This window comes from Providencia sp. PROV269, from assembly GCF_028477785.1.
Classification (GTDB): Bacteria; Pseudomonadota; Gammaproteobacteria; order Enterobacterales; family Enterobacteriaceae; genus Providencia; species Providencia rettgeri.
In genome coordinates this window covers 230,256-249,669 of sequence record NZ_JAMPLV010000007.1, presented here as the reverse complement: position 1 = coordinate 249,669, position 19,414 = coordinate 230,256, and the positions used below count along the sequence as shown (strand labels likewise).

Below are 19,414 nucleotides of genomic sequence, written 5' to 3'. Positions count from 1 at the left end.
TAACGAACAACCTCAGTTAAACCTGTAACTACAGTGAACCAAATAGCGGCTGGCTTTTTTTCAGCACCCAAACTCGCCCGTAATGGTTATAAAAACCGGCCATTTTTCCAGCTTCATGGCCTATACCGTGGTAAATATCAAAATGATGCCCTTTAATCGCCCCACCGACATCCAAGGCTATCATCATACGCATTTCATACTGCCCCGTAAATTTCCCGTTATTATCTAATACAGGGATTTCTGCGAGCAAGGCTGTACCCGGTGGAATAAGGGTTTTATCTGATGCAACGGATGCTTTAGCGATTAAAGGAACAGCACTTGCCCCTCTAACAGGAACAAATGATTGTGGTTTAAAAAATACAAATGACGGGTTTTCTTCTAAAAGCTGGCGAACTTCTTGCTCGCTATGCTGATTAGTCCAATCATGAATAGCTTGTAATGACATTTGGCTCAGAGGAACCTCGCCACGATCCACCAGTACTTTTCCAATACTTTTGTATGCGTGACCATTTTTACCTGCATAACCAAAGAAATTCAGTGGGCTACCATCCCCAAAATCAACATAGCCACTTCCTTGAACTTCCATCATAAAATTTTCAACCGGTGAATTGCTATAAGCTAAAATTAAATTATCACTCAGGGCACCGTTATAAATAGCTGCTCGACTAGGTAAACGAGTTTTTCCTTTTGGTGGCATGCCGTACAACGGATAACGAAACTCCCCTTGAGCCATACGGCGGGCCTCAATCACAGGCGTGTAATACCCTGTGAATTGTACGTTTCCATAATTATCGGCGCCTTCCATTTGGAAAGCGGTTAAATTGAAATTAGCCAATTGAGCCGGATTTCCTCCCGCCATCAACCAATTCTCTATAGCATGGTAGGTGTCGTTATTATTTTTAAACAACCGCGGTGATGCATTTTTAATTTCATTAACCTGTTGATTAAAATCTGGCGCATTTATAGGTCGCCCATTTACATTCACCTGATTTACTTTCTGTAAATCCTGAACTAAGCGACCATCTTTATATTGTTGGCCTTTATCCGTTGGATAGGTTTGGCATCCAGCCAATAAAGAAAGAAATACGCTGGTTACTAACCATTTTTTTACTGTATGTTTATTGACGATTTTTGTTAGCCCTATATTCATGCTCTACCACCCAGATAAATCCAACAATCCAATATGAAGCGCACAATAGCAAACCCAATTAGGGAATGAAACGTGTAAATATATTTAGAGAGGTTATTTTCCTTTCCCTACTCATCAAAGTGTAAAAAACAGCCAGACAGAACATATTTTGTTCTGTAAATGCTAAATTTTGTAAAAAAAACACGAAAAAACTTGCATCAGATCTCATCCCGAGTATAGTGCCCGCATCGGACGCGGGGTGGAGCAGCATGGTAGCTCGTCGGGCTCATAACCCGAAGGTCGTTGGTTCAAATCCAGCCCCCGCAACCAATTACTGATTAAATCAGTAAAGTAACAAAAAATCTGCAGTATAAAGTCGTAAAAATTCAGTCGCGGGATGGAGCAGCTTGGTAGCTCGTCGGGCTCATAACCCGAAGGTCGTTGGTTCAAATCCAGCTCCCGCAACCAATTTTTTACCTCTTCAGTCGCGGGGTGGAGCAGCATGGTAGCTCGTCGGGCTCATAACCCGAAGGTCGTTGGTTCAAATCCAGCCCCCGCAACCAATTCTTTCGAATATCATTTCTGATTCAATTCCTTTTATAACTTCACAATAAGATCTTCTATTTTTAATCATCAATAAAAAAGGCGATTCACACACTCGCTTATCACCTTTCTTTATCTTAATCTGATTTTAATCAATTAGTTGCGAATTGCTAATGCACCGCCATTACGGAAGTAAGCTTTTACTCCTTCAAAAATGGATTCCGCCATTTGCTGTTGGAATTTAGCTGTTTTTAATTTCCGTTCTTCTTCTAAATTACTAATAAAAGCCGTTTCGACTAGAATAGATGGGATCTCTGGTGCTTTCAGTACCGCGAATCCAGCTTGGTCAACTCTATTCTTATGCAATTTATTAACCTTCCCCATCCGCTTTAACACTTCATCACCAAATTTCAAACTGTCATTAATCGTCGCGGTTTGCACGAGATCAAACATCGTATGGTCAAGATACACATCACCGCTTTTACTCACTCCCCCCACTAAGTCTGCTTCGTTTTGTGTTTGTGCAAGGTAGCGAGCCGTGTTACTAGTAGCCCCTTTCGTTGATAGTGCAAAAACAGAAGAACCACGGGCTGAACGATTAGTAAATGCATCTGCATGAATTGAAACGAATAAATCTGCCTGCATTTTACGTGCTTTCGCTACTCGGACTTTTAACGGAATAAAGACATCTTCATTGCGTGTCATATAGGAGCGCATTTTAGGGTCTTTATCTATCAACGCTTTTAAGCGACGGGCAATCTGTAAAACCACATCTTTTTCACGCGTTTTATATTTACCTATCGCACCAGGGTCTTCGCCACCATGTCCTGGGTCGATCATAATAATAATTGGACGATCCGTTCCCGCCTTTCCAGGCTTCTTCGCTTGAGCAGGCATACTTTCTTCAAGATCACCTTTATTGTAATCCTCAAGCAATGCCAATAGTGGGTCATCATTGGTATCAACACCTTTGCCTGGATAAAAATCCAGAACCAAGCGGTGTTTAAATTCCGCGACAGGTGCCATCGAAAAGAATTGAGGACTGACTTTATTTTTAACCTCAAACACCAAGCGAACCGTTTTTGGATCAAATTGCCCAACTCTAACTAGTTTTAGATAGGGATCACGTGTTTGAATTTGAGTTCCCATATCTTTCAACACATTATTTAACTGCACCCCTTCAAGGTCGACCACAATACGTTCAGGGTTATTAAGCACAAACTGACGGTACTTCAATGGAGTGCTAGATTCCAATGTAACTCGAGTATAGCTCGATGCTGGCCAAATACGCACAGCCACCACACTGCTACTCGCAGAAAAACCGAATGGGCTAATGCTCAGTAACATAACTGCAGCTGCGCCTTGAATAAAACGACGCTTAGATGGGTTGTGATCTTGGTGACTCATCAATAATTCCGAACCTAGAACTGAGAAATAAAGTGATTTTAGGATAATTGCTAATAATTAGACTTGAAACACGCACTCTAACTAATCATTTGCACTCTGTCATTAAGAATATATCAAAGCATCTATAGAGTTACAGTAATGAGTATAACTTAATCATACTAAGAGAAAATATTTGTGAGTGACTTTCTGTGTCAATTTTATGCAATTTAGATTTCGTAGAGTATATCCAGTTAAGTTTAGAGATATGTAAATGTAAAAAATAAAAATGTTACTTTTTTTATCCTATCTTTTACTTGATATTTCCCAACAAAAAGAATAAAAATACATTATTAACGAATAAAAATTCAATTAAGAGGGTTGTTATGAAAGAGCGCAGCACCGAGTTGGTTGATGAGTTTCGCCATTCGGTCCCTTATATAAACGCCCACCGCGGCAAAACATTTATTATTATGCTTGGTGGTGAAGCGATTGCGCATGAAAATTTTCCCAGTATTGTCAATGATATAGGGTTATTGCATAGTTTAGGCATCCGAATTATTGTCGTTTATGGCGCAAGACCTCAAATCGAGGATATCTTAGCTGAGCACCAATATGAGGCGGTTTATCATAAACATACTCGCGTAACCGATGCGAATACACTTGAATATGTAAAACAAGCTTCTGGAGCTTTACAATTAGATATTACAGCTCGGTTATCTATGAGCTTAGGAAATACCCCACTTCAAGGGGCGCATATTAATGTGGTTAGTGGCAATTTCGTTATTGCCCAGCCTCTCGGGGTCGATGATGGCATTGATTATTGCCACAGCGGAAGGATCCGTCGTATTAATGAAGAAGCTATTAATAATCAGTTAGATAATGGTTCTATCGTTCTAATTGGGCCGGTTGCTGTCTCAGTCACAGGGGAAAGTTTTAATTTGACCTCTGAAGAAATTGCCACCCAATTGGCAGTTAAAATGAAAGCAGAAAAGCTGATTGGCTTTTGCTCCTCTCAAGGTGTTGCAGATAAAAACGGCAATATTTTATCTGAATTATTTCCGAATGAAGCAGAAAACCGCATTCAAGAGCTGGAATCTGAAGGTGATTTCTATTCAGGAACCGTGCGTTTCCTGCGTGGAGCAGCAAAAGCTTGCCGCCGAGGCGTCCGCCGTAGCCATCTATTGAGCTATCAAGAAAATGGGTCTTTAATTCAAGAATTGTTCTCACGTGATGGTATTGGTACACAAATCGTCATGGAAAGTGCGGAACAAATTCGCCGTGCTAACATTAATGATATTGGTGGAATATTAGAGCTTATTCGCCCATTAGAGCAGCAAGGGATTTTAGTTAGACGTTCACGTGAACAGTTAGAAATGGAAATTGATAAATTTACCATTATTGAACGTGATAACTTAGTCATCGCTTGTGCAGCGCTTTACCCTTATCCAGAAGAAAAATTAGGTGAAATGGCATGTGTCGCTGTTCATCCTGATTACCGCAGTTCGTCTAGAGGAGAAGAACTTCTGCACCGTATTGCCGTACAGGCGAAACAATTTGGCCTAGATAAACTATTTGTTCTGACAACTCGTAGCATCCATTGGTTTCAAGAGCGTGGTTTTACCCCCGCGGAAATTGAGATGTTACCAATGAAAAAACAGGCTTTATATAACTACCAGCGCCGTTCTAAGATATTGATTTTAGATTTAAAAAACCAACCGGATAAATAAACATTAGAATCGTCAAATAATGACTGTTTAGTCGCCTGCTTTAACTCCAAACTATACAAGGATGTATAGTTTGGGTTGTGACTTTAAAACCACGGAATAGCCACTAAGCTATCTGAATAACTCTGGCTTTCTCGCACAAAAGAATGGAGTCTATATGTGGCTGTATTGCAGCTTTCATCTCAGCGAAAGAAGTACCATAAAAATAAAATGCGGTTTCTGTCGGGCCATCCCAAACTCCGTGAATACTCCCGATGTCTTCCACTGCTTCATCTAGGATATCGAACACCTCATTGATATCCCCATTTTCATAAACCTCATCTGCGAGCTCTGTCCCGTTGAAATAAATAGCCATACCTTCATCTGAGCCAAAATCAATTCGCACATCTTCGCCATGAATAAATAAACGAGAACCTTTTGGAGCTAACATTGAAGAAAAAAGTTGAATAATTAAACTGATATTTTCGTCACTGGCCTCTTCAAGTGCTATTTCTATATCGCATTCCTGCGCTTCACCATTATCAGCTAATAGTGTTCCACCACCTGTGACATGGATATTTTTACCCATGCTTTTCATGACTTCATTAAATGCGTCTTCTAAATCGCCACGTCTAATCGGTTCAAGCCTTGCATTTAATGTTACTGTAATTGCCGTCATTGCTTGCTGGTTATCCATCTCATTACCTTTACTTTAGGGTTAAATATTCACGTAACTTACATATAAACTAGTCACATTAATTGGGTCGCTAAACCGCTTCGCCGCTTGGTTGGCGTTTCAACTGCTCGACGTAATACCTTTGGACTGCCATAAAGAGATAGCTCTTTTTTAGCTCGAGTTATCGCCGTATACACTAGCTCACGGGTCATTACGGGAGAATATACATTTGGTAAAACCAATGCGGTATGAGCAAACTCCGAACCTTGTGATTTATGAACTGTCATCGCATAAGCTGTTTCATGTTGTGGGAGTCGGTTAGGTTGCACTCCACGTATAGTCCCATCAGGAAATTGAAAATAAGCTCTAAGTGCATTTTCTTCATCAGGTAAAATGATACCGATATCCCCATTAAAGAGTCCTAGAGGGCTATCATTACGACTAATCATAATTGGCCGGCCTGCATAGTGTTTATTCGATAAATTATATGGGCGGTTTATTATCCCTTGTCTATGAAACAATTTTTCCAATTTATCGTTTAGGCCAATAACGCCAAAAGGTCCTTCTCGCAGAGCCGTTAGTAACCGATATTGGTTAAATTTTTTCAAAACCTGCTCAGGGTCTTCTTTATCTTTTACCGCAAGCAGATATTCCTTATAATTTTCAGCGGCATCTAATAAAATTTTCGCGTAATCATCCGCAGTTTCTTGGATATAACTATGTACATCCGGCCGCTGTTGGTTTAGTAATTGTTGAACTTGAGAAACATTACCTTCGTTTACAGCAAAAGCGAGTTGGCCAATCCCTGAGTCTGCAGAAAAACGGTAGCTTTTACGTAGTAGACATAGGCTATCACGAATAGCAGGGCCGCTTGGTGATGCATAAGATTCGATAGAATGCCCTGTTAGTTCCGAAAGCTGAGACGCTCTTTCTACACTATAACCATTATCAGCAAACTGACAAATATCCCCTAATACTGCCCCTGCCTCGACCGAGGCTAATTGGTCTTTATCACCTAAAAATATTAACTTTGCATTTTCAGGTAATGACTCAAGTAATTTACTCATCATAGGTAAATCTACCATTGAGGCTTCATCAACAATGAGTACATCAAGAGATAAACGATTATCACGGTTATAGCGAAACTGCTGGCTCTCAGGTTGAGCCCCTAATAAACGGTGCAATGTTTTTGCATGATTAGGTAAAACAGCGCGTTCTTCATCAGTTAAAGGAATTTTTTTCATCGCCTCACCGAGGGACTCTGTCAACCTAGCTGCAGCCTTACCTGTTGGAGCAGCCAGCTCAATTCTAATTTTATGGTGATGCCTGGCTTCAAGTTTAATTAATGCCGCAAGGATACGCGCAACTGTTGTCGTTTTTCCTGTCCCCGGCCCCCCTGATATAATTGATACCTTACTGGTTACAGCAACTGCTGCGGCAATTTTTTGCCAATCTATTTCATCAGTAATGGGAAATAGGCTATCCAATACACTCTTAATTTGAGCATTATTTTGTTTGTCTACTGATGTACTAGCGAAAAAGTTTGCGACATACTGCTCATATTGCCACATTCGTTGAAAATATAAGTATCCCCCCGAAAGCACCAAAGGAGAGATTTTGTTTTCTGTTGATAGTGACACTGCATTTGCTTGTTTTAGCGTTTGATAAAGTTCTTGTTCGCTCGGCTCTCCCATTTTTTGCCAAAATTCAGCGGCTAACTCTGGGTGCCTTCCTGCAAATAATTTTTCAGGTATAACATCTGCCAGCGCTAAACAAACATGTCCAGCCATGGTTTCTGCACTAAGAAGTGCGGCAATAGTAAGCACTATAGGGTGCTTATTATCAGAAATACTGTAAGCAAATTGCACATCTAGAGGTGTAAAGATATATTCCTCAATAGCCTGATTAAATAGGGATTTCATTAAGCTGACTCCCCTTGTTGAGCATTTTTAAATATGCTATCTAACGCTTCAATAAAAGCGCCTATTGGGCGACAAAAGAAAATTCCATTACTTGAATTGACATTATCTATTCCTCTTAAAAATAAATAATAAACGCCTCCAAAATGGGCTTCATAGTCATAATTAGGCATTCTTTGCTTTAGGTAACGATGTAACGCCAACGAATATAGTTGATATTGTAAATCATAGCGGTGGTCTATCATCGCTTCAGCCATGGCCTCTTGGGTATAAAAGCTAGCATCCTTCCCTAGATAATTTGACTTATAATCAAGAAGATAAAATTTACCTTTCCAGTAAAAGGTGAGGTCAATAAAGCCCTTTAAAATCCCCTGAACTTTCTCAAAATTGAGCGGGGGGCAACGTTGTGATAATGGGTCATATTGATGCGTTATCTTATCTAAGTGGCTTGCACTCAATATTGACTCAATAGGAAGATAAAACTGCATCTCATCTAATTGGTCTTGAACCTGTAATGCAGACAAACATAGCCCGTCTTCTGATAATGGTGCCTGTACAATTGCGTGTAGCCATTCTTGCAGCATTGATGCCCAATGTAAGTCAAACCCTGAGGATTCAAGTTTCTCAGACAACCACTCTTGAGAAACCGGCTCACTAAAGTCAATTTCCTCCATCAAGCTATGTAAAAATGTTCCCGGAGATGCGCCTTTAGGAAATTGATGAGGGGTTAGAGTAAAAGACTCACCTTCCTGCTGCTCCACATCAATACTGGCCTCAATATCCATATTAGGGGCTAATGAATTCGCAAATTGCAATGCTGAAACTGATTGTTCTGCCTCTGTATGGCTTGAGCCGTAACTTAGCCCCGAATAACTAGTAACACGCCAATGATCATTAAAATGACGAGTCACCGTTCTTGCAGACAAGTTTACGCTGTCATTTTGTTCTAATAATAAACGTTCCGACTTAGGTTGATTAATCACGATAACATCAATAACGTCATTGCTAATCTCAGCCAACATGTCGTTTAATAGCAAGCTATCTCCAGCTTGTCCTTTTTGGATAACATAGCCCAGCGCAGATAAGTGTAAGTCTGTTTCACCACCTTTTTTCCTATTACCTTTAATTAATGGTGCAATACCAACACTACAGTGATAGATGGCTCTTGTAAGTGCCACGTACAATAAACGCAGGTCTTCTGCTAGACGTTCTTCATCAGCTAAAGCGACATTTTCTTCACTATCATTTAAATCTAGACGTACCCCATAATCTGTTCTGTCGTGATACAAGCCTTTAGATTGAGGTAAAAAATTGCTCGCAAAAGGTAACCAAACAATCTTGTATTCAAGGCCTTTAGATTTATGAATGGTACTGATTTGCACCAAGTGTTTATCACTTTCAAGACGCATTTGCTGTACGTCAGATTGATGGTCAGGATGGGCAATTTGTTGTGCTAGCCAACGTGTTAGTGTGTGCTCACCTTCAAGCTGTAATGACATTTCTTGTAATAGCTCACCAATATGCATCACATCCATCAAGCGGCGTTCTCCATCAGTGCCTGATAATAACGTTTCTGCAATCTGCCTCTGCGCCATGACCATTCTAAGCATGGGAAGCACGCCACGCTTTTGCCAAACCATGGCATAACGAGCAAATTCATCTACAATTTTTTCCCACGATTTTTCATCATGGTTTAAGTCATCAATTTGTTTAGCGGTTAAACCCAATATCCCTGTCGCCAATGCACTACGCAAAACACGTTCTTTTTCGGGTGTTAAAACTGCCTGTAGCAACCACAGTAAATCTCTCGCTTCTGGTGTTGAAAATACACTTTCCCGATTAGATTGAAATACAGAAGGGATATTTAACCGATTTAAAGCATCACGAATTAATACGGCTTCTCGTCGGCTGCGCACCAACACTGTAATGTCAGAAGCTTCAACAGGTGTATGCGCCCCTTGATTGTCAAAATAGCTACTACCTTGCAACCCGCCTTGTAAGTATTGTGCTATTTGCACCGCACATTGTGAAGCTGTTGCTTGTTCATATTCAGCAACGGAGATACCTTCCGCTTCAAGTTGCCAAAATGTAAGTGATTTGACTTTTTCACCATCATGAATAAGTTTTTTATCACTATTTTGTTTAGCAAAATTAACGGGTTGAAAAGGAATTTGCTCAAAAATAAATGGGGACTGACAACGAGAAAATAGATGATTAATAGCTTCAACCATATTTTGCGATGAACGATAGTTAGTCTCTAATGTATAGTGAGCACTAACTTCATTTTTTGCTTCGATATAGGTGAAAATATCAGCGCCTCGAAAAGCATATATAGCTTGTTTAGGGTCGCCGATAAAAAGTAATGCACTGTCATTAACTTCCCGATAAATGCGTTGAAAAATACGGTATTGCTGTGCATCTGTATCTTGAAACTCATCTATCATTGCAACGGGAAAACGTTGGCTAATAGCTTGAGCTAAAAATTTTCCGCTTTCTTGAGCAAGAGCACTGTCTAAACGGGTCAATAAATCATCAAACCCCATCTCACCTCGGTTATGTTTTTCAAAAGTGATAGCCTCCCTCACCTCTGCAATAGCCAGTGGAATAATCAGATCTTTTAGGGTTAATGATTGAGAAAGTAGCTCATCTATTCTTTGGAAAACAACATGCTCTGGCCCCGAACCACTTTTTGATTTTTTATGTAGTACCGTTTGTGAAAAGCGTTCAAGATCTTTAGGTAGCTGATAATCTTCTGTTTCTTCTTGAGCCCATTCACCGATTTTTATCAACCATGTAGGTAGAAAACGAGTACTATAACTTCGTTTATCAACATCGGAATCAGCGATAAGCTTCTCAAAATCTGCTGAATTTTCTAACCATGCCGCTTTTACAGACTCAATTAACAAGATTAGTCGCTGATGCCGTTCTTCTAGAGATTCAATTTGCTTTGGTTGGTTAATAATTAAAGGAATATCACCTTGTAAGAAAGGTTTAATCTCCGAGAGCAATGCTTCAGGACCACTCCACAGTGACTGAATGACTTTCGTCATGGAGTAATTTAAAGGGTAAAAATGGCGGCGCCAAAAATCTGCACAGGCTTGTTTCTGAATCGGAAATTCATCTTGAATCATGGTCTGTTCAAATAGCACTCCTGACTCAAATGCATTATGAACTAGCATTCTTTGGCAAAAACCATGGATAGTGTATATTGCTGCTTCATCCATTTGCCTTTCCGCAGCCTGCAACCATCGCGCAGCGAATTCTCTTTGAGACTCCCCCGAAAGCTCGGCTAATAATTCAAGATACTCAGGCTGCGACTCGAAACCAACACCATTTCTTAAGCAAGCTAAGCGCATATCATGAATACGTTGACGAATACGCCCACGTAACTCATTCGTTGCAGCTTCTGTAAATGTTACAACTAAGATTTCTTCAACACTTAACGGCCGAGGAAACGCATTAACGCCTCCCAGACCTAATAAAAGCCGCAGATAAAGTATACCAATTGTGTACGTTTTACCCGTTCCTGCTGATGCTTCAATTAACCGCTGTCCACGCAGTGGCAAGGAAAAAACATTCAGTAATTGGGACTCTACCTGCACTTTATTCACTCAGCATCTTCCTTTATTGGTAAAATCTTTTGCAACTGAGAAGCTGTTGGGTAAAGCACCCAATCTTTCAGATGCGCATATCCTACTTTAGTGTCAACTCCTCGGCCTATAACTTGGGAGCTAACGGCTAACCCTTTGTGCTTTATAACTGCATTTTCATAATACTCAATGACTTGTTCTTTCGTTGCCCTACCTAAAGTTGCAATAACTTTTTCACGAGTATCAAAACTGAAAATATTTCTAGAAAAATCAGATGAATAACGACCGACTTCCTCATAGAATGTTTGAGGTGGTTGGTTCATTTCCGTGATAATAGATTGTTTATATTGATTAAATTCATCTATCGGTAGTTTTTTCAGTTTCTCTAATGCTTGAAGATAAAATTGTTGGTAACGTGTATTCAAATAACTCGGTGTTTTGGCATTACTTTGAATCAAAAAGCCCATACCCCACTGATCACCCAGCCCAGTTTTAAAAGCAAATACTGCATAACCCAGTTGCTCATTAGTTCTTAGTTGATCATAAAACCAAGGCTGAATCACTTTAGAAAGAATACCTGATAATACTGCACCATCAATGCGGCTATAACCGTCTGGAATAAAGATTTCAGCAAGCGCATTATCTGAGCTATTTCCCTGCTTTTGGAAATCGGCTAGATAATTTTTGTCAATAACGACAATATCACCACGCCACCAATTGGTACCTTCACTCTTTAATAATCGCTGTGCATCCTTAATAGTTTTAATGCTTTGTGGCTCAGTCATATTGCCAAAGACCAGCGCCTGTAATGCTGCACTTTTAACTATCATTTCACGGTAGCTAGTGATGTCTTGTAGTGATATTTTATCTAGCTCCGCTAAACGCTGTTCTTGCTCAAAATAAGGCACACTATTAATACGTTGAATCGGTTGCATAGCCAACTCATAAGCTTTCGCATTATTAGCAACTTCAATTTGCTCTTTATACCAAGATTTTGCTTGAGCTAACTCTTGTTCCGTTGGCTCAAAATTTAGGTATAGCTTAGTCATGGATAAAAAGAGTTCAGGTAAATGTTGGGTGTAACCACTGGCATTTAATTGCAGACCAACTCCTTGAGAAACAGAGACTGACATACCCGCTACCGATGCTTGATATTGCAGCTCATCCATTTTCAATGAAGCGATATATTGTAATAAAGAACCTGTTACTTGTTCCTTGGCATCTTTATCCCCTTGATTAGAACGTAATGATAAAGTGATACTTGCCTTCGGCTCATCAGCAAAATATTGACTTGGCATATATAACACACGCGTATTGCCATCTTGATAGATGAATTCAGGGTGTTTATAAGCCTTACTAGTTTTAATTAATGATAAATTATCAGCAATATACGGGTTTAAAGCGGGTAATTTAAAATTCATTTTAGATTCTAAACTTGCCCACGATTTAAACTGTTTTGCTGTAATTTTGTTAACTTGATACGGCGCATCAACAAAATACGCCTTTTTGTTATTCGGTTCATTTGGGCTAATAAACCAAATCCTTGCCTCTTGCGCGCTGAGCTCTGATAAACGCTGTTTAATCGCCTCAGGATCATACTTATCAGCAATATAATCTGAATCCAGAACATGATTAACAGGAACATCAATCATTTGGTCTGATAACCATTCAATGTAGTTCATATCCCTAACAATTGAACCATAACGGAATGATAAATTAAGAACTTTTGCTATTTCATCAAAGTAACTTTTATTGATTCCATCGTTCTTAATTAACTCAAGATAAGAAAAAATAGCTGCAATAATTTCGTCCCTTTCTTGTAAGCCTTTATCTGTCAACGTGACATAAATAGAGAAAGAGCCATAGTTTCTATCTAAATTTGGGGATGCAGAAGCGCTGATACCTTCAGCAAGTCCTTGTGATATTAACCAATCAGCTAGTGTCCCTGGACTTCTATTGCCAATTAAGTAACTAATATAGTTATCACTTTTACTGCGAAAATCTGCCATATTATTTTTAATACTAAATTCAATTTGTATGGCTTTTTGCGGTTGAGCCGGCACATAATGGATGATAATACCTTTTTCATTCTCCGTTACTGCGGGGATATTAACAGCAGGAACACTTGCATTAAAATTAGGTATACGCCCAAATGTTTCCTGTGCGATATTCGCTAATGACTCAATAGACTGGTCGCCGTAAAGTACTGCATTCATTAGGTTTGCAGAATAATACTGCTTATAAAAACCCACTAGCTCATCTTGTAGTTTGCTATTAGGTTTATCTTTTAGAGTCTCTAAATTCCCTCCCGAAAAACGCGAATTCGGGTGTAATGGGTTCAATGTTTCAGAACGTACTTGCCATATACGCATCCCATCACGAGAACGTGCCATTGTAAGTTCTGCATTAACTGCATTACGTTCTCTATCTGCATTAATCGGGTCTAAAAGTGGCTCAGCCAATGCATCTGCAAGCCTGTCCGTTGCTTCTTTTAATGCGCCATTTTCAACTTCAAAATAATAAGCAGTGCGGTGAGATGCCGTGCTTGCATTATGGCTACCACCATGTTTTTGTAAAAACTCAGAGAAACTGCTTGGCTCGGGGTACTTTTTAGAACCCATTAAAACCATATGCTCTAAATAATGGGCCAGCCCTAATTGGCTATTTGGGTTTTCAATACTACCAACAGGTATCGATACAGCAGCCAATGATTTTGTCGCTTTGGCATCTGATACTAATAAAACCGTCATATCATTACTGAGTTTGATGGCTTTATATTCCCTAGGGTCACTTTCGCTTTTATTTACTGTTTCAGGCAAAATTTGCCAAAGTGGTTGTGCTGCAATCGCTTGGCCACCGAAAAAAATTACCAGTAATAAAAATAGATGAGCGATATTTTTGGATAAATATTGCATCCTTTGGTGCTCTCCTGTCATTTCAAGTATTTTGTCATCGGTAATAAAAACCGCTGAGTATTTGATAATAAAGTTTTAATCATCACATCATCAATGCTTCTGCAAATTCTTGACACATAATCATCTTCCATCTCGCCTCTTTGTATCTGACTTCCTTGTAAGTTTTGGAGCAAAGCAGATAATGCTTTTTGCTGAGTTTCTTCACTCAAAAAATCGTACTGTTTCGTCTTTTTATCAAAACAAGCCTTAACCCAACTCCAACCACTTTGAGAAAGAAGAATTAACGGAGAATTAAACCCCTCACAGTAGCCTACGACTAAATCTTGTAGATAAACCAATGCATCTTCTTTGTTAATAGCGGAAAACTGCCAAATACTATTATCTCTTCCTAGTGCAAGGCTTTCCCCTTCACCAATTTGTGAGTTAAATAGCAAATGCTCCACCCATAGCTGCACCCCATCATTAGCGGTTAAGTAAGCAGGACGATAGCGTACCATTCCTGTTTCATGAATATTTTTCAGTAACCCTGTGATTTTTATCCCATTTAACTGAAAATCAAACGGATAATCAAATAGCTGCATATCATATTCTTTAACTTTTTCGGCTAATGGCGATATTTCGTTCAACTGCTGTTCCCAAAAAAGTTGACCAAATTGCCTAGCAGGCAGCTGGCCCGATGCTTTTAAAGCAGAATAAAAAGGCTCAATATTCTTATCTTTGACAAGTAAATCTAAAATTTGATCATTAATTTTATATCGTTGTAATCTACCTAAGTTAAATGGCTCTTCTTCTGGTAGTTCAGTTTCTTCAATAGAAAAATGTACTTTCAAACGTTGTTGAAAAAATGCCCTAATCGGGTGACGATAAAAACGTAATAATTGTTCTAAAGAAATTTCCGTAATGGGTTCACGAGTTTCAAGTACTGAACAAAATGGTTCATCAACTTTATTTGTTGTTTTTGCGGCAGGTAACCACTCGCTCGCGAAGCTCTGAAAAGGTGTTTCTGGTAAAAAATTTTCTTTTGCAAATGGGACTCTATTATGTTGAATGACCAGATGCTCGCTTAACCGCTTAGCACTTTCATCAATGGTCAACGTTTCATCGCCAACTAAACAAAAGCTTTGGCATATATAATCAATTAATTCAGTTACTAATACTGATGGATTACAAGGTTGATTATCGCGAATAGAAAGCCCGATATAGCTAACATAAAGTTGTTTAGATGCTGAATTCAATGCTTCTAAAAACAGATATCTATCATCGTCCCTGCGTTTTCGGTCTCCACGCACAGGCTTTTCAGCCATCAAATCAAACCCTAAAGGCGGTATATTCCGAGGGTAAGCACCATCATTCATCCCCAGTAAACACACAACCTTAAATGGCACCGAGCGCATTGGCATCAAAGTACAAAAATTAACGGCTCCAGCCAAGAAACGTTGACTAATCTTTTCATCATCAAAACGAACTGAAAGTTCATCACGAATTAATCGTAATGGAATTTGCTCTTCATATCCTGAAGTTATCGCGTTATCAATTATTTGATGCCACTGTTCCGTCAATAGTGCGAGAACCAGTTCAGTTTCACCATCAACCATAAAACAGCTATCAAGTAATTGCTGGCAAAGTTCTTTCCATTCTGCAAGTGGACGTTCCTGTGCTAGTACAGCGCGCCACTCTCTTAGTGTATTGATTAATAATGCTAATTTCCCGGCAAGCTGAGCCGCTAAGCCACTACACTCATCGTAAGGTAAAATACCATTCCACGGGCCATTTCTACTGTCCATTGCATAGCCAAGCAACATTCTACTTAAGCCAAATTCCCATGTATTTTGCCCTATCACCGGCAAAGCGAAGGAGCGTACATTATCATCATCAAGCCCCCAGCGAATCCCTGATTCATTAACCCAGCGGCGTAATAAACTTAATTCACTTTCATCAATACCAAAACGTTGAGAAAAAGCAGAAACCTCAAGTAGACTGAGAACTTGCTCCGTTGAAAAGCGGCTCTGAGGTAAATCGAGTAGTATAATAAATGCTTGTAAAATAGGGTGAGCCTGTAGCGCTTTCCTATCGGATATTGAAAAAGGGATATAACGAACTGATGCTGTATTACCAAAAACAGCCTGAATATAGGGAGCATAGCTGTCGATATCGGCAACCATGACTATCACATCACGCGGGGTTAACGATGGGTCTTGCTCAAAGAGAGAAAGTAGATGATCTTGTAATACTTCGACTTCCCGCTGTGCACTATGGCATAAATGGAATGTTATCGAATCATCTAGCTCATTGATTGGCCGCTTACCCACACTCGTTTCATAATTTTCTAATGTTGTTCCTAATTGAGCATGGTTTTCGAGATCTAAAATATCCTGCTGGATATTCTCTAATAAATTGGCTCGTTCAGTATCAACATAAGCTGAAATTTCATTAGCACTATCGATTTGAGAAATAAAGTATAGGTTGTCTCGGCCTAGCCTTCCCCACGATGCAAGCAGTGGATTTACGATATCCTGCTCGCCATTTTCATTAAATAAATTAGGAGTATGATCCTCAAGTTTAAAACGAGAAATTTCATGTTTGTCAAGATAATGCCGAAGTTTCCTTTGCTGCAACCTAGCTAAAAATGATGCACTTTGAATGTCTCCCCAATAATAACGACATGGGTTAGTGAACATTAAATGAACATCTGTATGTTCTGCTATTGCATTGATAGCTTGTAAATAAACAGGTGGAAGAGATGAGATACCGCAAATAAAAATACGCTTTGGCAGCATTTTTCCTAAATCAGGATTCGATGATAATGTATCAATAAAATGTTGATATAAATTAGCTCTGTGCCAAGGCGGCTGTTTTAATTCATTTGAATAATCAACAAGGCATTGCCACAAACGTTTTTGCCACAATTGATTTTCACTTAGCCCCTCTATTAATTCATTTTTTTGCCATATTTCAACCCATTGTGGGCGATATACCAAATATTGGTCAAATAAATCAGCAATCCTACCTGCAAGTTGATGCAGCTTACGTTTATCGGTATCCTCTTGAAGATAATGCCTTAAAGGTTCAAATTCTTCTTCGTTAATGACGGTTGGCAATATTGTCATTAATTTCCATGTCATTGCTTGTTTGGTATAAGCGCTTTCTTTTGGAATCTTCGGTAAGACCCGCCTAAACATATCCCAAATAAATGTTGCAGGTAAGGGATAATTAATATTTGCAGCGATACCAAACTGCTTAGCAAGTTCGATTTGTAGCCACTGTGACATTCCAGGACTTTGTACTAAAATTATTTCTTGCTCAAAAGGATGAGAAAGTGGTTCATTTTTCATTAAATGAGTCATTAGATCTTTTAATAAATCTAATTGATTAGAATGATACACTTGAAACATGATGCTCTCCTGTTGAGCAATACCAACGACTCAATGAAAATGGCTGTTTTTTTACCGTTAACGATACCATTAACTCAGTACAGTTATCGACCCGTGGTATGCGAACTGTTTGCATTTTCCATTCAGGGTAACGCAAATTTGGCCCTATGGAAGAATTTTTCTCCCCTGATATTGGTTTCCCTGACATTACGCTTTTTTCTAATGTGCTATGCAGCACTCTAATTGCCGAAGAATTCATATACAATTGATTAAAATTCAATATGATATATTGAGAATAGTTTACCAAAGCTACCAGTGAAATAGCAAAAATAACCACGCCAATCATCGCTTCAACTAATGCAAACCCTTGCTGCTTTATTCTCACTCGCAAAACCCTTTTTTAATCACTGGACAATAATCTAACCACCCTTTTTCACGAGGAAAAAACTGTCGTTTATTTACATCCAATACCATCCACCGGTAAACTTTAATTTCATTTTCAGAGCGGTAATGACTTTGTCCCGAAAGTACGAAAGTCGCCCCTTTGTAATGTTTTAAGCAACTTTTCCATTGTTGAGTTTCCTCTTTCTGGCAAACCCAATGCCTTAGTTCTCTATGTTTACTATCCCAATGCAATGTTCCTCCCCATGCAAGGGCTGATTCTGCTTTATTAAAAGCATCGAAATACTTAATTTCATTACGCTGCTCATCTCTAGCTCGTTCTTGGAAGAAATGCACAGATTTAATCAATAATGTGCCTATTGTGATAAAAATAATAACCATCAATAGAGAAACATTTCCCTGTTGTTGCTCTATACGCTTCATAAATTTCTAACCAAGGCCGCTATTCGGTAATTAAATGTTTGATTAGGTAATAACTCTGTTCTAAGGCTAATTTCCATTTCAAGTAATTGCACATTTTCCCGCCAATTAAATACTAATTTTTTAACCTTGATTAGCTTCTCATCAAATAGCGATTGCCAACGTATTCCATTGCAATCCCTGACATTCCTATTGGTTTCTAATTTTTCATTATTTAAGCGATAACCGAAATAATCAGAATCTATCGATTTAGATTTAATATTTTCCCAGTTACCTGATAAATCTTGGTCATAAGCAAAAATAATGCATGAATTGTTCCCTTGGCTTAAAGCCTTAGATGCAATTTTTAAAGGCTCCTTTCCACAATTCAGGCTACTGCAATAACCAATCCTTCTAAAATCTTTTTCCATGTTTATCAATGTTTGTCTTATATCCCTGTCTATTTGATATTGAATGTAAGACCGATAAGTTTGTTTAAATAATGTGGGAATGGCGCTCATCGCTGATACACACACAATGCTACTGATAGCCATTGCCATCAACATTTCAATTAGCGTAAATCCTTGCTGCTTTTTTAATTTATCGTTAGTTAAGAGGGTCAACATTTCGGTACTCCGGCCATTTTTTTATGGCTACAACTTCTTATACGACCTAATGAAGAAATATAAATTGTGATTTGCTCATGTTGATTTTTTAGCTCTATGCTAAAAGCACGAATAGTTCCCTGTTTTCCATAAAGCTGGATTGAAGTACGGCTTACTTTGCTAAGAGTTATTCCTTGGTGCCTTTCTGCTGTTAGCTTGCCAACTTGCTGCTTGTTATTTGCATCCTTAACAATAAGCTGCCAATCACCTTTCCCAACCTTAACCGATAATATTTGGTACCTATTTAAATAGACCCCTTCTATCATTTGGCTATAAATAAACTCAGATACTTGCCTAGCAGCATCGATTAACCGTTGTCTTTCTACCTGCTGTTGCCATTGATATAAACCGGACAACATAATGAAAGAGCAAATAAATAAAACAATAAGAATTTCAATTAAGGTGAAACCACGCTGTATTGTATTTGAATCAACTCTCATCTTGTTGTGACTCCACTTTTTCATACACAAGCCTGAGATTGCCCAAAAAAAACGGTATAGCGAGTTTTGTGATTACAAACTGCATAACGTTTCGCAAAAAAATAGATAGATTCAGAGCAATACAACTCAATTTGCGAAGAGCCTCGCAAAGAAATAGTTCAGTCAAAATAAATACACGAAAGTAAATGGCTTATGAGCCAAGATAAATTTCGTCAAGGATGATGAGATTGATAAAGGAGGAAAATTAATAAGATATTAAAAAACAATACTAAGATG

Annotated in this window: 12 protein-coding genes and 3 tRNA genes; 4 read left to right on the top strand and 11 right to left on the bottom strand. The window is 38.8% G+C overall.

Annotated elements, in window-relative coordinates; translation table 11 throughout:
• Positions 1-28: 28 nt before the first annotated feature.
• Positions 29-1,150, bottom strand: coding sequence for a murein transglycosylase A (mltA, locus tag PR683_RS13130; RefSeq protein ID WP_272581814.1), 1,122 nt, complete (start codon positions 1,148-1,150; stop codon positions 29-31).
• A 232-nt stretch (positions 1,151-1,382) separates the two neighbouring features.
• Between mltA and PR683_RS13125 the strand changes: the two genes are divergently transcribed.
• The 3 genes from PR683_RS13125 to PR683_RS13115 all read left to right on the top strand — a co-directional run bounded on the left by PR683_RS13125 (position 1,383) and on the right by PR683_RS13115 (position 1,692).
• Positions 1,383-1,459: transfer RNA gene (locus PR683_RS13125), tRNA-Met, on the top strand.
• A 61-nt stretch (positions 1,460-1,520) separates the two neighbouring features.
• Positions 1,521-1,597: transfer RNA gene (locus tag PR683_RS13120), tRNA-Met, on the top strand.
• Between the two features lie 18 nt (positions 1,598-1,615).
• A tRNA-Met gene (locus PR683_RS13115) sits at positions 1,616-1,692 on the top strand.
• 136 nt (positions 1,693-1,828) lie between these two features.
• On the opposite strand, the gene amiC is transcribed toward PR683_RS13115, so the two are convergent.
• Complete coding sequence (gene amiC / locus PR683_RS13110; protein WP_004257585.1) at positions 1,829-3,079, bottom strand: N-acetylmuramoyl-L-alanine amidase AmiC; 1,251 nt, start codon at positions 3,077-3,079, stop codon at positions 1,829-1,831.
• 362 nt (positions 3,080-3,441) lie between these two features.
• Between amiC and argA the strand changes: the two genes are divergently transcribed.
• Positions 3,442-4,785, top strand: coding sequence for an amino-acid N-acetyltransferase (argA, locus tag PR683_RS13105; protein ID WP_109911792.1), 1,344 nt, complete (start codon positions 3,442-3,444; stop codon positions 4,783-4,785).
• A gap of 103 nt (positions 4,786-4,888) precedes the next feature.
• Here the strand turns inward: argA and PR683_RS13100 are convergent, their stop codons facing one another.
• Genes PR683_RS13100 through PR683_RS13060 form a run of 9 tightly spaced genes read right to left on the bottom strand, consistent with a single transcriptional unit; the run spans position 4,889 to position 19,138 of the window.
• Positions 4,889-5,458, bottom strand: a complete 570-nt coding sequence (locus PR683_RS13100; protein ID WP_004908691.1) for a hypothetical protein — start codon at positions 5,456-5,458, stop codon at positions 4,889-4,891.
• Between the two features lie 53 nt (positions 5,459-5,511).
• The gene (gene recD / locus PR683_RS13095) at positions 5,512-7,359 is read right to left on the bottom strand and encodes an exodeoxyribonuclease V subunit alpha (RefSeq protein ID WP_109911790.1); all 1,848 of its coding nucleotides are present in this window, start codon (positions 7,357-7,359) and stop codon (positions 5,512-5,514) included.
• A complete protein-coding gene (recB, locus tag PR683_RS13090) occupies positions 7,359-10,967 on the bottom strand; it encodes an exodeoxyribonuclease V subunit beta (protein ID WP_240105333.1) in 3,609 nt (1,202 codons plus the stop codon). The genes recD and recB overlap by 1 nt, the downstream gene beginning before the upstream one ends.
• Positions 10,964-13,861: a pitrilysin gene (gene ptrA, locus PR683_RS13085; protein WP_272581813.1), complete on the bottom strand. Its 2,898-nt coding sequence runs from the start codon at positions 13,859-13,861 to the stop codon at positions 10,964-10,966. The genes recB and ptrA overlap by 4 nt, the downstream gene beginning before the upstream one ends.
• Positions 13,862-13,878: 17 nt before the next feature.
• Entirely contained in the window at positions 13,879-17,253 is a 3,375-nt protein-coding gene (gene recC / locus PR683_RS13080; protein ID WP_272581812.1) for an exodeoxyribonuclease V subunit gamma, read from the bottom strand.
• Positions 17,231-17,617 (bottom strand): prepilin-type N-terminal cleavage/methylation domain-containing protein, encoded by a 387-nt coding sequence (locus PR683_RS13075; RefSeq protein ID WP_004908676.1) that lies wholly within the window; start codon positions 17,615-17,617, stop codon positions 17,231-17,233. The genes recC and PR683_RS13075 overlap by 23 nt, the downstream gene beginning before the upstream one ends.
• Positions 17,614-18,057: a DUF2509 family protein gene (locus PR683_RS13070; RefSeq protein ID WP_004908674.1), complete on the bottom strand. Its 444-nt coding sequence runs from the start codon at positions 18,055-18,057 to the stop codon at positions 17,614-17,616. The genes PR683_RS13075 and PR683_RS13070 overlap by 4 nt, the downstream gene beginning before the upstream one ends.
• On the bottom strand, positions 18,054-18,659 hold the full coding sequence (locus tag PR683_RS13065) for a prepilin peptidase-dependent protein (protein WP_109911785.1): 606 nt from the start codon (positions 18,657-18,659) through the stop codon (positions 18,054-18,056). The genes PR683_RS13070 and PR683_RS13065 overlap by 4 nt, the downstream gene beginning before the upstream one ends.
• Positions 18,653-19,138 carry a prepilin-type N-terminal cleavage/methylation domain-containing protein gene (locus PR683_RS13060; protein ID WP_232799102.1) on the bottom strand — a complete coding sequence of 162 codons (486 nt, stop codon included), beginning with the start codon at positions 19,136-19,138 and terminating at the stop codon, positions 18,653-18,655. Before PR683_RS13060 ends, PR683_RS13065 begins: the two co-directional genes overlap by 7 nt.
• Positions 19,139-19,414: the final 276 nt, after the last annotated feature.